This is a genomic window from Pseudomonas kermanshahensis, assembly GCF_014269205.2.
In the GTDB taxonomy this organism is placed as follows: Bacteria; Pseudomonadota; Gammaproteobacteria; order Pseudomonadales; family Pseudomonadaceae; genus Aquipseudomonas; species Aquipseudomonas kermanshahensis.
This window is the reverse complement of sequence record NZ_JABWRY020000001.1, coordinates 5,265,985-5,278,292: the sequence shown is the minus strand read 5'-3', so window position 1 is coordinate 5,278,292 and position 12,308 is coordinate 5,265,985. Positions and strand designations below refer to the sequence as shown.

The following is a 12,308-nucleotide window of genomic DNA, read 5'->3' as shown; positions in this document are numbered from 1 at the left end:
GCCGCCGCTGCGGGTGGCCAAGTGAAGCGGCAGGATTATAGCCGCGACAGGGACCTTCGCCCAAGGTTTTCTGTCGATTAATCGAGACGATAGTCGATGTTCAATGGAGCGGCGACGGCCGCTCTGCCATCATGAATGCACGTTAGCCAAGCAGGTTAGGAGTACCGATGAACTTTCACACCCGCAAATGGGTAAAACCCGAAGACCTCAACCCCAATGGCACCCTGTTCGGTGGCAGCCTGTTGCGCTGGATCGACGAAGAAGCGGCGATTTACGCCATCGTCCAGTTGGGCAACCAGCGTGTGGTGACCAAGTACATGTCGGAGATCAACTTCGTCAGTGCCTCACGCCAGGGCGACATCATCGAACTGGGCATCACCGCCACAGAATTCGGCCGCACTTCGATTACCCTCAAGTGCGAAGTGCGCAACAAGATCACCCGCAAGAGCATCCTGACCGTCGACAAGATGGTGTTCGTCAACCTCGGCGAAGATGGCATGCCCGCGGCTCACGGGCGCACCGAGATCAAATACGTCCAGGACCAGTTCCCGGACTCGGCAGTCGAGTAGATATTTTGGGGCTGCCTTGCAGCCCATCGCGACACAAGGCCGCTCCTACAGGAGAATGCGAATCCCGTGTAGGAGCGGCCTTGTGTCGCGATGGGCCGCAAAGCGGCCCCGGCAATCTCAGGGCTGGGCGCTAACCTTGCGCACCACCCGCCCGATGCTCAGCCCCTGCACCAGGATCGACGACAGCACCACGATGTAGGTGATCGACAGCAGCAGGTCACGTTCCTCACCCAGCGGCAGCGACAGTGCCAGCGCTACCGACACGCCGCCGCGCAGGCCGCCCCAGGTCAGTACCCGCACGGTGCCTTTCGGCACACTCCGCCAGCGTCGCAGCAGCAAGATTGCCGGGGCCACGGTAAGCAGCCGCGACAGCAGGACCGCCAGTGCCAGCACCCCGCCGGCCGCCAGGTGCATCCAGTTGAACGGCAGCAGCAGAAGCTCAAGGCCGATCAGCGCGAACAGCAAGGCGTTGAGCATGTCATCGATCAACTCCCAGAAACCGTCCATGTAGCGACGGGTCATGTCGTTCATCGCCAGGTTGCGCCCCATGTTGCCGATGATCAGGCCGGCGACCACCATGGCGATCGGTGCAGAAACGTGCAGTTCGTAGCACATTGCCGAGCCACCGATGACCAGCGCCAAGGTCAGCATGACCTCGACCTGGTACTGCTCGACGCTCTTGATCATGCGGTAGGTGGCGTAGCCGATCACGCCGCCGAACACCACGCCGCCAATGGCCTCGCGGGCGAACAGGACCGCCGTGTCATAGGCACTGGGGGTTTCGCCGAGCTGGATGATGCCCAGCAGCACGGTGAACACCACGACCGCGGTGCCGTCGTTGAACAGCGATTCGCCGACGATGGTGGTTTTCAGCGGCTTGGAGGCATTGGCGGTCCGCAATGCGCCGAGCACGGCAATCGGGTCGGTGGGCGAGATCAGCGCGCCGAACAGCAGGCAGTAGATCAGCGGAACCTGCCAGCCAAACATCGCGAACACCCAGTGCGACAGGTAGCCGATCACCACGGTGGCGATCAGTACGCCGATGGTCGCCAGCAGGCCGATCGGCCAGCGATAGCTACGCAGGTCTGAGAGGTTGACGTGCAAGGCGCCGGCGAACAGCAGGAATGCCAGCATCCAGTGCATCAGCAAATCGTTGAAGTCGATCTGGTTCATCAGGCCTTCGACGCGCTCTTCGAGGCCAGGGAAGCCAATCAGGCTAAGCCCTTGCAGCATCAACGAGAACAGCAGTGCCGTGACCATCACGCCAATGGCGGGTGGCAGGCCGATGAAGCGGTAGTTGACGTAGGTGAGAAGGGTGGTAAGGCAGATAAACGCGGCAACTAATTCAAGCATCCCAAATCCTGTAACAGTGGCTTCCAAGTCGTACCCGAATGACTCGGGCAGTTCTTTGATGACCTGGCGAGGGCTTCGGGGCACACCTTTGACCGGAATTGTTGGAATCGTTCATATGTAGGGCTTGAGTTGTGCGATGGTTTTGAGATGCGCCGCCCGCGCGGCGCCCGATTTCGTAAGCGCTGAAAATCTTCCGACATACGCACACCAGACTGAAGACGATATATTCGTGCCTCAATAACGTCACAAGGACTTGAAGGCGTGTTGGCAACTTCCTTGGTACTGGTCGCCGCCCTCCTGCATGCGACCTGGAACACCCTGATCAAATTCAGCGGCGAACGCTTGTTGGTGATTGCCAGCATGGACACGGTCGCCTTGGCTTTTGCCGTGCTGGCCGTGGCCTTTGTCGAGGTGCCTCCCGCCGAAATCTGGCCCTGGTTGATCGCCTCGGCGCTGGCCGAACAGTTGTACCGCTATCTGCTGATCCAGGCCTATCGGGTTGGCGACCTGGGGCTGGTCTATCCTCTGATGCGCGGGTTGTCGCCGCTGGTGGTGCTGGGCTTGACCCTGGCCTTTGCCGGGGAATCGCTGAGCCAGCAGCAGATCATCGGCATCCTGCTCATTCCGTGTGGCATGGCGTGCCTGCTGTGGCAGGGGGGCGGTGGTGATCGGCTGCCTTGGTCGATGTTGCCCGTGGTGGCGCTGATTGGCCTGTGCATCGGTTGCTACACCTGGTTCGACGGCCAGGCGGTGCGGCTGTGGGGCAAGCCTTGGGACTACCTGGTATGGCTGACCTTGCTCAGTGCCTGGCCCTTCCCGCTGCTGGCCAGTGTGGCGCGCCGGGCACCGTTTGTGCTGTTTTGGCGAACCCAATGGCGGCTGGGGTTGGCCGTAGGGCTTTGTGTGCTGTTCAGTTATGCCCTGGTGCTGTGGGCCATGCACCTGGGGTCGGTGGCCGAGGCGGCGGCGCTGCGGGAACTGAGCGTGATCCTGGTGGTGCTGTTGGGTATGCGCTACCTCAAAGAACCTTTTGGCGGGCCAAGACTCCTAGCTTGCGGGCTGGTGCTGGCAGGCATGCTGGTAATGAAGCTCTAACCTTTCGATTGAACAAGGAGTGCTGTCCATGACCGTTGCCCTGTGGTGCATCCTGATTGCCCTGATATTGCCGCCGCTTTGCGCATTGATCGCCAAAGTGAGCAGTGGCCGCTTCGGCCTCAAGGACAATCACGATCCGCGTGCCTTCCTGGACACGCTATCGGGCCTGCCACGCCGAGCCCATGCGGCGCAGCAGAATAGCTACGAAGCGTTTCCGGCGTTTGCGGCGGCCGTGCTGGTGGCAGATATCGTCGGCAATGCCGAGCAAGTGACGCAGGACGTGCTGGGCGTGATGTACATCACCAGCCGGTTGCTCTACATCATCTGCTACCTGGCGGACTGGGCAGCATTGCGGTCAGTGGTGTGGTTTGCCGGGTTGGCGTTGATCGTGGCGTTTTTCGTGGTTTCCGTCTGAAACCGAGTTGGCTTCTTCGCGGGCAAGCATGCTCCCACAGGGGATCGTGCATTATTTAGAGTTTGCACGATTACTGTGGGAGCGGGCTTGCCCCGCGAAGAGCCCAGCCCCGATCAAGGCACTTTCGGTACTTCAGGCAGCGGTTTGCCTTTAGGCCACAGCATCCAGATCTGCCCTTGCTGCTTCATGTTCCCGGCCAGCTCACCGGCTTCTGGCCCGGTCCCCCAGAACAGGTCTGCACGTACCTCACCGGCAATCGCACCCCCGGTATCCTGAGCGCCTACCGGCCGCACCACCGGGGTACCATCCGGGCGCGTAGTGGATAACCACAGCAGGCTGCCCAACGGAATCACCTTGCGGTCGATCGCCACGCTGTAGCCGGCCGTCAGTGGCACGTTGAGCGAGCCGCGCGGGCCTTCGTTACTGTCGGGGCGGGTGCTGAAAAACACGTAGCTAGGGTTGCTGGCCAGCAGCTCTGGTACCCGCTGCGGGTTGGCCTGGGCCCAGGCATGAATGCTGCCCATGCTGACGTCTTCCTTCTTCAACTGGCCCTGTTCCACCAGCCAACGCCCGATCGGCCGGTAGGGGTGGCCATTTTGGTCGGCGTAGCCCAGGCGCAGCTGGCGGCCATCTTCCAGTTGTACCCGGCCCGAACCCTGTATCTGCAGGAACTGCAAGTCCATCGGGTCGGTCAGCCAGGCCAGCACCGGGGCTTTTACGCCCTCACGGTTGATGACTTCGGCTGTGTCGTAAGGCTTGAGCACCCGGCCATCGAGTCGCCCGCGCAGGCGCTTGCCCTTGAGCTCTGGGTACACGCTGGCGAGGTCGACCACGATCATGTCGTCGGGCACGCCGTACACCGCTACGTGGTTGGTTTCGGTCGGTTTCAGGCTGCCCGGGTAGACCGGCTCGTAGTAGCCAGTGATCAGGCCGTTGGCGTTGTTCTCGGCCGAGCGCAAGCCATAGACCTGCAGGTTTTGCTGCAGGAAGGCGCGTATTTGCCGTGCATCGTCCGGCACGCTGGCAGCGGCCTCGCAGGTGGTGGCCCAGACGGCGTCGCGCTTGAGTTTTTCACAGCCATTGCGCCACGCGTGGAAGCCGGCAACCAGGTCGGTGTCGCTGACGCTGGGCAGGTCCTGCCAGGTGGCACTGGCATAGGTGGCAATGGCATGGGGCTCAGGTTTGGCGTTCTCGCCGCCGTTGCAGCCGGCCAGCAGGGCCAGTGCCGGGAGTGTCCAGGCCAGGTGGCGCAGGGCGAATTTCATAGGGGGATTCCTGTCAGGGCGAACATGAAGATTCGACCTTGTGTTTTATGTGGCTATTGGTCTTTGGCCCTTGGCCAGCGATACTGGCCGCCCATTTTCGTAGGCCGTAGTGACCGTGATGTTCAAGCGATTGACCGTTGTTCTGCTCGCAGCCCTTGCCCTGAGTGCCTGTGACCGTGTGGACCCGAACTCGCCGCTGGGCCAGCGCAAGGCGATCTTCAAGGACATGCTCAAGACCAGCGAGGACCTGGGTGGCATGCTGCGCGGCCGTTTGCCGTTCGACGGGGTGAAGTTCTCCGACGGGGCCGTGAAGCTCGACAGCCTGTCGCACCAGCCGTGGCAGCACTTCCCCCAAGCGCGCGATGGCGGTGACAGCAGCGCGCGAGCGGAGGTGTGGGAGCGTCAGGCGCGGTTCCATGACCTTGCCCGGCAACTGGAGGGCGTGACCGGTGAATTGGTCGATGCTACCCGGGGCCAGCCGCTGGAGGCGGCGCAGTTGAAGGGACCGATGGACAGGGTCGAGGCTGCGTGCAAGGCTTGCCATACTGAATTCCGCAATCATTGATCGCCTGTAAGGGTCTTATCGCCGGCAAGCCAGCTCCCACAGTAAACACACAGCCCTTGAGAGCAGTGGAGTACCCGTGGGAGCCGGCTTGCCGGCGATAAGGCGCTCACGGACGCTGCACCTCAGCGGTCGAGTTCGTCGACCGCTTCCTGCAGTTCTTTGCGCGACTCGGCGAGTTTGTCTTTACGCTTGTTTATCTTTTCAGCATCGCCTTTCTTTTCGGCCTTCTTCAGGTCTTTTTCGCGTTGCGCGACCTCATGGCGCGCATCGAGCACCTTTTGTTCACGCTCTTTGCGCAGGCTGGTTTCTGTACAGTTTTTTGCACCTTCCAGTGCCTGCTCGAGCCCCGCAACCTGGTCACTGTTGCCGTGTTCGCGGGCAATCTTCAGTTGGTTCTCGATGGCGCTGCGTTTGGCCGCGCAGCCAGTCAGGCCAGCATCCGGCTCGGCAGCCTGCACGGCGCCAGCAGCGAGGCCCAGTGTTGCGAGCAAGAAAAGAGTCGAAATACGTTTCATGAAAAGCCTCCTGAACGGGGCGGGGCAGAAAAGTTGGGGGAAATCCTGCCTTGGTTTTTCCTATTTAGAAACCCTTGTTGGTTTTTTATGGCCGAAACTCAGACTTTCCTTGCGTGGGATTTGGTAAAAAATCATTGCGCGAGCGGTTTGTTGCTGATTTGGAACGCGTTCACGCCGGCCTCGCTTAACTGCGCCGCAATGGCTTGAGTTTCGTTGGCCGTAAAAAACGCTTCCAGCTGACGCGCGCGCACTGCGCCGATACCCGGCATGGCGTGCCACTCATCGGCCGTGCGCGAGGACAGCTGCGCCCAATCACCGTCGAGCTGGATGCCACCCGGTACGGGTGCGCCAAGCGCGCGCAGCCAGCGGGAGAAGGGCTGTGATCGGGCGCCTTCGAAGGCGTGCAGCAGCTGCGTGGCGGTGGCGTCGCTGATGCCCGGTACCTGGCCCAGGCGCTGAGCATCGAGTTGCAGCCAATCCGTCATCGAAGTGACCAACCCAGCCCCGACCAGGCGTTGCCACGTACCTGGCCCGGTGCGCGGCATTGCCAGCCCCTGCTTGCCACTGAGCCACGTAAGCCGCGCAATGAACTGATCGTCGCAACCGTCGTCTGCGTGCCAGCAGCTATGGGGGTGGTAGCGCCCCGGTTGCGGCGCTGCAACCGGCTGGCGTTGGACCGCGCGGTGCACCACGTGCTCGAAACGCGGAATGGTCAGGCCGGCCAGGCTGATTGCTACCTGATCACCCGGCGCAATGTCGAGGCGCTGCCAGCGTGCCAGTGAGCCCAGGCTGACCTGTGTGATCAGCCGGTCGTCCAGCTTGACCGGGTGCAGGCGCAGCACCGGCGTGACCCTGCCCGTGCGACCGACTCGGAAGCGTACCTCACGTACCTCTGCCAAGGCTTGGGCGTAGGGGTATTTCCAGGCTGCCAGCCAGTAGGGCGGCTTGACCTGCCAACGCTCGGCAGGAGGCCGACTGCTCTGGCGCAGGATGACGCCGTCGGTGGCGAAGGGCAGAGGTGAGCGGTACCAGTGCTGGCGCCAGTGTGCGGCATCGGCGATGGAGTCGATGGCAACGCTGTAGCGCTGGCTGTCGGGGAAGCCCAGTTGTGCCAGCTGCGACAGGCGCTCCGCCTGGCTGCTGGGGCCCTGTGGCCAATCCCAGACGAACAGGCCGATGCTGGCGCCTTGTTCAGCGCTGAGCTGCTTGCGGGCGAGCAGCCCTGCCACGGTGCCCCGCGCCTTGGCGCTGCCCGCCTGGGCTTGCACGTGCTGGTCCAGGCGCAGATACAGCTCACCCTGCAACACCAGGTCAAGGGCCTGGGGCAGTTGCCGGGTAATGGCATCGAGGTGCGGGATGTGGCGGCTCCAGTCGTGCCCCTGGGCCCCGTCACCCCGGCTCAACAACTGTACGAGTTGCCCCTGTCGGTAGAGCAAGGATACCGCCACCCCATCGACCTTCGGCTGCACCCACAGGCCAGCCTTGCCGGCCATCCAGCGGCCGACGGCCTGCTCGTCGCCCAGCTTGTCGACGCCTGTATGCGGGACGGGGTGGGTAATCGGGCCGCGCGCCGTGGCCAGTGGCGCGGGTTGCGCCTGCAGGCCGAAGCATTGCTGCCAGTGTTCCAGGCGTTGCCGGCTCTGGTCATACAGTTCATCTGCTACCTGGGTGATGCCCAGGCGATGGTAGCCGTCGTCCCATTGGGCAATCGTGCTGCGAAGGTGGGTTACCTCGGCGTGGGCTTGTTTGGCGTCCCAGTCGGGGCAGGGGCTGGCGTGCGCCAGCGAGGTATGTAGCGATAGCAGCAGTGCGAACAACAGCATGAACGGCATGGCCAGCATCCTTGCATGGCGGGTGGGAACCCTCAGCCTAGGCAGGCTGGGTGCCGATTGCCGTGAACAGTTGTCAGCCGATATGTCACAAAAAAGCCCCTGCCGATTGCTCGGCAGGGGCTTTCGTCCAGCGCTGTAGGAAACTTACAGGCCGGCAGCGTCACGCAGCGACTGGGCGCGGTCGGTGCGTTCCCAGGTGAAGGTGGTGAAGGTGTCGTCGCCGACTGTCTTCTGCTGCGGGGTGCGGCCGAAGTGGCCGTAGGCCGCGGTTTCCTGGTACATCGGGTGGAGCAGGTCGAGCATCTTGGTGATCGCGTACGGACGCAGGTCGAAGCACTCGCGCACCAGTTGGACGATCTTGTCGTCGGAGACCTTGCCGGTACCGAAGGTGTTGATCGAGATGGAGGTTGGCTGAGCTACGCCAATGGCGTAGGAGACCTGGATCTCGCAACGCTCGGCCAGGCCGGCGGCGACGATGTTCTTGGCCACGTAGCGACCGGCGTAGGCGGCGGAACGGTCGACCTTGGACGGGTCCTTGCCGGAGAACGCGCCACCACCGTGGCGGGCCATGCCGCCGTAGGAGTCGACGATGATCTTGCGGCCGGTCAGGCCACAGTCACCCACCGGGCCACCGATGATGAAGTTGCCGGTCGGGTTGATGTGGTACTGGGTATCTTTGTGCAGCAGTTCGGCCGGCAGGGTGTGCTTGACGATCAGCTCCATCACCGCTTCCTGCAGGTCTTTTTGCGAGACCTCAGGGTTGTGCTGGGTCGACAGGACCACCGCGTCGATGCCGACTACCTTGCCATTTTCGTAACGGCAGGTGACCTGCGACTTGGCGTCCGGGCGCAGCCACGGCAGCAGGCGCGACTTGCGCGCTTCGGCCTGGCGCTCGACCAGACGGTGCGAGAAGCAGATCGGTGCTGGCATCAGCACGTCGGTTTCGTTGCTGGCGTAGCCGAACATCAGGCCCTGGTCGCCAGCGCCCTGGTCTTCCGGCTTGGAGCGGTCGACGCCCTGGGCGATGTCCACGGACTGCTTGCCGATGATGTTCATCACCGCGCAGGTGGCGCCGTCGAAGCCGACGTCGGAGCTGTTGTAGCCGATGTCGATGATGACTTTACGTACCAGTTCTTCGAGGTCGACCCAGGCGGACGTGGACACTTCGCCAGCGATGATGGCGACACCGGTCTTGACCAAGGTTTCGCAGGCCACGCGGGCGTATTTGTCCTGAGCGATGATGGCATCAAGGACAGCGTCCGAAATCTGGTCGGCGATCTTGTCCGGATGCCCTTCGGACACGGACTCGGAGGTGAAAAGGGAGTATTCGCTCATCTCGAAGGGTTCCTAAAATTTACCGATGGTGTATGTCGCCAGTCGCCCGCTGAAAATGGCGGACCTGTATCTGGAAACCGTTGCGCAAGCCCACATAGAGGCTGTCCCCGGGGACCAGCCCGGCACTATTGGCCCAACGGGCCAGGTCGTCCTGTTCGAAGCCCAGCCAGAGGTCGCCGCAGGCATCGCGCGCCCACCCCTGGTCATGGCTGCACAGTTCGGTGACCAGCAGGCTGCCGCCCGCTTTCACCCGTTTGGCCAGCTGGCGCAGGGCCAGGGCCGGGTCGCTGAAATGGTGCAGCACCATGTTCAGCACAACGCAGTCGGCTGCCACATCCGTTGCATTCAGTGCATCGGCCAACTGCAGGTTCACGTTGTCCAGGCGCTCACGCTGGCAGACCTGGCGGGCCAGCTCGAGCATGGTCGGGCTGTTGTCCAGGGCGGTCACCGTGGCGAAGCGCCGTGCCAGGTCCGGCAGGAAGCCGCCGTCGCCGGGGCCTACTTCCAGCGCGCTGGCGGTGGGCGCGAAGTTCAGCTTGTCGAGCAGCGCCAGCAGGCTTTCGCGGTACTGCGGCAGGCCGGCGATCAGGTCTTGCTGGGCGCGGAATTTTTCTTCCACGCGCAGGAAAAAGTCCTGGCTGGTGGCTGCGCGGCGTTGCTGCACCTGGGCGATGCGCGCCTGCACTGCAGGTGGCAAGGTCAGGTCGTCGACTTCTTCGAGCAACGCCGTGTGCAGACGCCCGCCCAGGCGTAGGCTGTCGGGCAGGGCGCGGCGGTAGAAAATCGCGTTGCCCTCGCGCCGGGTCGCCACCAGCTCGGCCTGGGCCAGCACCTTTAGGTGATGGCTCATGCCGGACTGGCCGATGTCGAAGATTTGCGCCAGTTCGAGCACGCCAAACGAATCGCTGGCCAATGCGCGCAAAACATTCAGGCGCAGCGCGTCGCCACTGGCTTTGCACAGGGCGGCCAGGGTGTCGCTTCGCTGAGGGATCGATTGCGCACGGAGGTTCATGGGGCGGCAGTCTAGACAGGCATCGTGGCACCCGCAAGGCCAATATCAAAAAGTTTTGATATTGGCGATGAGCTGCAAGGATAGAGCGGCCCCAGCCCATGCTTGCATGCACCTTGCCGCTTAAAGCGTGCCGCTTGACGCTTAAATGTTTGCCCCCAGCCCCCCAGTGGGCGAAAATGGCCGCCTTTTTTCGTATCACAACCTTTCAGCCCCAGGAGATCAGCGATGCCCAGCCGTCGTGAACGTGCCAACGCCATTCGTGCCCTCAGCATGGATGCCGTGCAAAAGGCTAACAGCGGCCACCCAGGTGCCCCTATGGGCATGGCGGATATCGCCGAAGTGCTTTGGCGTGACTACCTGAAGCACAACCCGAGCAACCCAAGCTTCGCCGACCGTGACCGCTTCGTGCTGTCCAACGGCCACGGCTCGATGCTGATCTACTCGCTGCTGCACCTGACCGGCTATGACCTGTCGATCGACGACCTCAAGGCCTTCCGCCAGCTGCACAGCCGTACCCCGGGCCACCCGGAATACGGCTACACCCCAGGTGTGGAGACCACCACTGGCCCACTGGGCCAAGGCCTGGCTAACGCCGTGGGCTTCGCCCTGGCGGAAAAAGTCCTGGGCGCACAGTTCAACCGTGAAGGCCACAACATCGTCGACCACAACACCTACGTGTTCCTCGGCGACGGCTGCATGATGGAAGGTATCTCCCACGAAGTCGCCGCTTTGGCCGGCACCCTGGGCCTGGGCAAGCTGATTGCCTTCTATGACGACAACGGCATCTCCATCGACGGCGAAGTCGAAGGCTGGTTCACCGACGACACGCCGAAGCGTTTCGAAGCCTACAACTGGCAGGTGATCCGCAACGTCGACGGCCATGACGCCGACGAGATCAAGACCGCGATCGAGACTGCACGCAAAAGCGATCAGCCGACCCTGATCTGCTGCAAGACCATCATCGGTTTCGGTTCGCCGAACAAGCAGGGCAAGGAAGACTGCCACGGCGCACCGCTGGGCAACGACGAAATCGCCCTGGCCCGTAAAGAGTTGAACTGGAACCACGGCCCGTTCGAAATCCCGGCCGACATCTATGCCGAGTGGGACGCCAAGGCCGCCGGTGCCAAAGCTGAAGCCGAGTGGAACCAGCGCTTCGACGCCTACGCCAAGGCGTACCCTGAGCTGGCTGCTGAGTTCAAGCGCCGTGACAGCGGCGAGCTGCCGGCTGACTTCTCCGAGAAGGCCCAGGCCTACATCAACGAAGTCGCTGCCAAAGGCGAGACCATTGCCAGCCGCAAGGCCAGCCAGAATGCCCTGAACGCCTTCGGCCCGCTGCTGCCTGAGTTCCTCGGCGGTTCGGCTGACCTGGCCGGTTCCAACCTGACCCTGTGGAAAGGTTGCAAGGGCGTCGACGCCCATGACGCTAGCGGCAACTACGTCTACTACGGCGTACGCGAGTTCGGCATGACCGCGATCATGAACGGCGTTGCCCTGCACGGCGGCCTGGTGCCTTACGGCGCGACCTTCCTGATGTTCATGGAATACGCCCGCAACGCGGTGCGCATGTCGGCCCTGATGAAGCAGCGCGTGATCCACGTCTACACCCACGACTCCATCGGCCTGGGCGAAGACGGCCCGACTCACCAGCCGATCGAGCAGCTGACCAGCCTGCGCAGCACGCCGAACCTGGACACCTGGCGCCCAGCTGACGCGGTCGAATCGGCCGTGTCCTGGAAAAACGCCCTGGAGCGCAAAGACGGCCCATCGGCGCTGATCTTCTCGCGTCAGAACCTGCAGCATCAGGACCGTAACGCCCAGCAGATCGCTGACATCAGCCGCGGTGGCTACATCCTCAAGGACTGCGCTGGCGAGCCAGAGCTGATCCTGATCGCCACCGGTTCCGAAGTGGGCCTGGCGGTTCAGGCCTTCGACAAGCTGAGCGAACAAGGCCGCAAGGTCCGCGTGGTTTCCATGCCGTGCACCAGCGTGTTCGACGCCCAGGACGCTGGCTACAAGCAGTCTGTACTGCCACTGGAAGTGGGTGCGCGCATCGCCATCGAAGCTGCCCACGCCGACTTCTGGTACAAGTACGTCGGCCTGGAAGGCCGTATCATCGGCATGACCACCTACGGTGAGTCGGCCCCGGCCTCTGCACTGTTCGAAGAATTCGGCTTCACCCTGGAGAATATCCTGGGCACCGCCGAAGAGCTGCTGGAAGACTGATACAGGCAAAGCGAGGGCCTTTGGCCCTCGTTCGCGGCACAAGGCCGCTCCCACAGGATCTGCATACGCCGCAGTACCCTGTGGGAGCGGCCTTGTGCCGCGAATGGGCCGTATGGCGGCCCCTTTCAA

The 12,308-nt window shown here is 62.8% G+C and carries 11 protein-coding genes; 5 read left to right on the top strand and 6 right to left on the bottom strand.

All coding sequences use genetic code 11. The annotated features are described in order from the left end of the window. Nucleotides 1-167: 167 nt before the first annotated feature. Nucleotides 168-569, top strand: coding sequence for an acyl-CoA thioesterase (locus HU764_RS23665; RefSeq protein WP_027592453.1), 402 nt, complete (start codon nucleotides 168-170; stop codon nucleotides 567-569). A gap of 117 nt (nucleotides 570-686) precedes the next feature. On the opposite strand, the gene HU764_RS23660 is transcribed toward HU764_RS23665, so the two are convergent. Beyond that, nucleotides 687-1,922, bottom strand: a complete 1,236-nt coding sequence (locus tag HU764_RS23660; RefSeq protein ID WP_027592454.1) for a cation:proton antiporter — start codon at nucleotides 1,920-1,922, stop codon at nucleotides 687-689. 261 nt (nucleotides 1,923-2,183) lie between these two features. On the opposite strand from HU764_RS23660, the gene HU764_RS23655 reads away from it, so the two are divergent. Together HU764_RS23655 and HU764_RS23650 are read left to right on the top strand one after the other, a co-directional pair. After that, the gene (locus HU764_RS23655; RefSeq protein ID WP_099430625.1) at nucleotides 2,184-3,017 is read left to right on the top strand and encodes an EamA family transporter; all 834 of its coding nucleotides are present in this window, start codon (nucleotides 2,184-2,186) and stop codon (nucleotides 3,015-3,017) included. 28 nt (nucleotides 3,018-3,045) lie between these two features. Beyond that, nucleotides 3,046-3,432: an MAPEG family protein gene (locus tag HU764_RS23650; RefSeq protein WP_186702422.1), complete on the top strand. Its 387-nt coding sequence runs from the start codon at nucleotides 3,046-3,048 to the stop codon at nucleotides 3,430-3,432. 113 nt (nucleotides 3,433-3,545) lie between these two features. Here the strand turns inward: HU764_RS23650 and mltA are convergent, their stop codons facing one another. Beyond that, entirely contained in the window at nucleotides 3,546-4,697 is a 1,152-nt protein-coding gene (gene mltA, locus HU764_RS23645; RefSeq protein ID WP_186702421.1) for a murein transglycosylase A, read from the bottom strand. 118 nt (nucleotides 4,698-4,815) lie between these two features. Between mltA and HU764_RS23640 the strand changes: the two genes are divergently transcribed. Next, entirely contained in the window at nucleotides 4,816-5,262 is a 447-nt protein-coding gene (locus HU764_RS23640; protein ID WP_027592458.1) for a c-type cytochrome, read from the top strand. A gap of 122 nt (nucleotides 5,263-5,384) precedes the next feature. Here HU764_RS23640 and HU764_RS23635 read toward each other — a convergent pair whose 3' ends face one another. The 4 genes from HU764_RS23635 to HU764_RS23620 all read right to left on the bottom strand — a co-directional run bounded on the left by HU764_RS23635 (nucleotide 5,385) and on the right by HU764_RS23620 (nucleotide 9,956). Then, nucleotides 5,385-5,777 (bottom strand): DUF1090 domain-containing protein, encoded by a 393-nt coding sequence (locus tag HU764_RS23635; protein WP_027592459.1) that lies wholly within the window; start codon nucleotides 5,775-5,777, stop codon nucleotides 5,385-5,387. A gap of 131 nt (nucleotides 5,778-5,908) precedes the next feature. Then, entirely contained in the window at nucleotides 5,909-7,609 is a 1,701-nt protein-coding gene (gene ligB / locus HU764_RS23630; protein ID WP_186702420.1) for an NAD-dependent DNA ligase LigB, read from the bottom strand. 144 nt (nucleotides 7,610-7,753) lie between these two features. Further along, entirely contained in the window at nucleotides 7,754-8,944 is a 1,191-nt protein-coding gene (metK, locus tag HU764_RS23625) for a methionine adenosyltransferase (RefSeq protein WP_027592460.1), read from the bottom strand. A gap of 19 nt (nucleotides 8,945-8,963) precedes the next feature. Beyond that, entirely contained in the window at nucleotides 8,964-9,956 is a 993-nt protein-coding gene (locus HU764_RS23620; protein ID WP_027592461.1) for an ArsR/SmtB family transcription factor, read from the bottom strand. Nucleotides 9,957-10,181: 225 nt separating this feature from the next. On the opposite strand from HU764_RS23620, the gene tkt reads away from it, so the two are divergent. Continuing rightward, nucleotides 10,182-12,179, top strand: a complete 1,998-nt coding sequence (tkt, locus tag HU764_RS23615) for a transketolase (protein WP_186702419.1) — start codon at nucleotides 10,182-10,184, stop codon at nucleotides 12,177-12,179. The last annotated feature ends 129 nt before the right edge of the window (nucleotides 12,180-12,308 follow it).

Coding starts and splice junctions, on each gene's coding strand:
- HU764_RS23665 (WP_027592453.1), top strand. CDS start 168: ATGAACTTTCACACCCGCAAATGGGTAAAACCCGAAGACCTCAACCCC.
- HU764_RS23635 (WP_027592459.1), bottom strand. CDS start 5,777: ATGAAACGTATTTCGACTCTTTTCTTGCTCGCAACACTGGGCCTCGCT.
- HU764_RS23650 (WP_186702422.1), top strand. CDS start 3,046: ATGACCGTTGCCCTGTGGTGCATCCTGATTGCCCTGATATTGCCGCCG.
- metK (WP_027592460.1), bottom strand. CDS start 8,944: ATGAGCGAATACTCCCTTTTCACCTCCGAGTCCGTGTCCGAAGGGCAT.
- mltA (WP_186702421.1), bottom strand. CDS start 4,697: ATGAAATTCGCCCTGCGCCACCTGGCCTGGACACTCCCGGCACTGGCC.
- tkt (WP_186702419.1), top strand. CDS start 10,182: ATGCCCAGCCGTCGTGAACGTGCCAACGCCATTCGTGCCCTCAGCATG.
- ligB (WP_186702420.1), bottom strand. CDS start 7,609: ATGCCGTTCATGCTGTTGTTCGCACTGCTGCTATCGCTACATACCTCG.
- HU764_RS23640 (WP_027592458.1), top strand. CDS start 4,816: ATGTTCAAGCGATTGACCGTTGTTCTGCTCGCAGCCCTTGCCCTGAGT.
- HU764_RS23660 (WP_027592454.1), bottom strand. CDS start 1,922: ATGCTTGAATTAGTTGCCGCGTTTATCTGCCTTACCACCCTTCTCACC.
- HU764_RS23620 (WP_027592461.1), bottom strand. CDS start 9,956: ATGAACCTCCGTGCGCAATCGATCCCTCAGCGAAGCGACACCCTGGCC.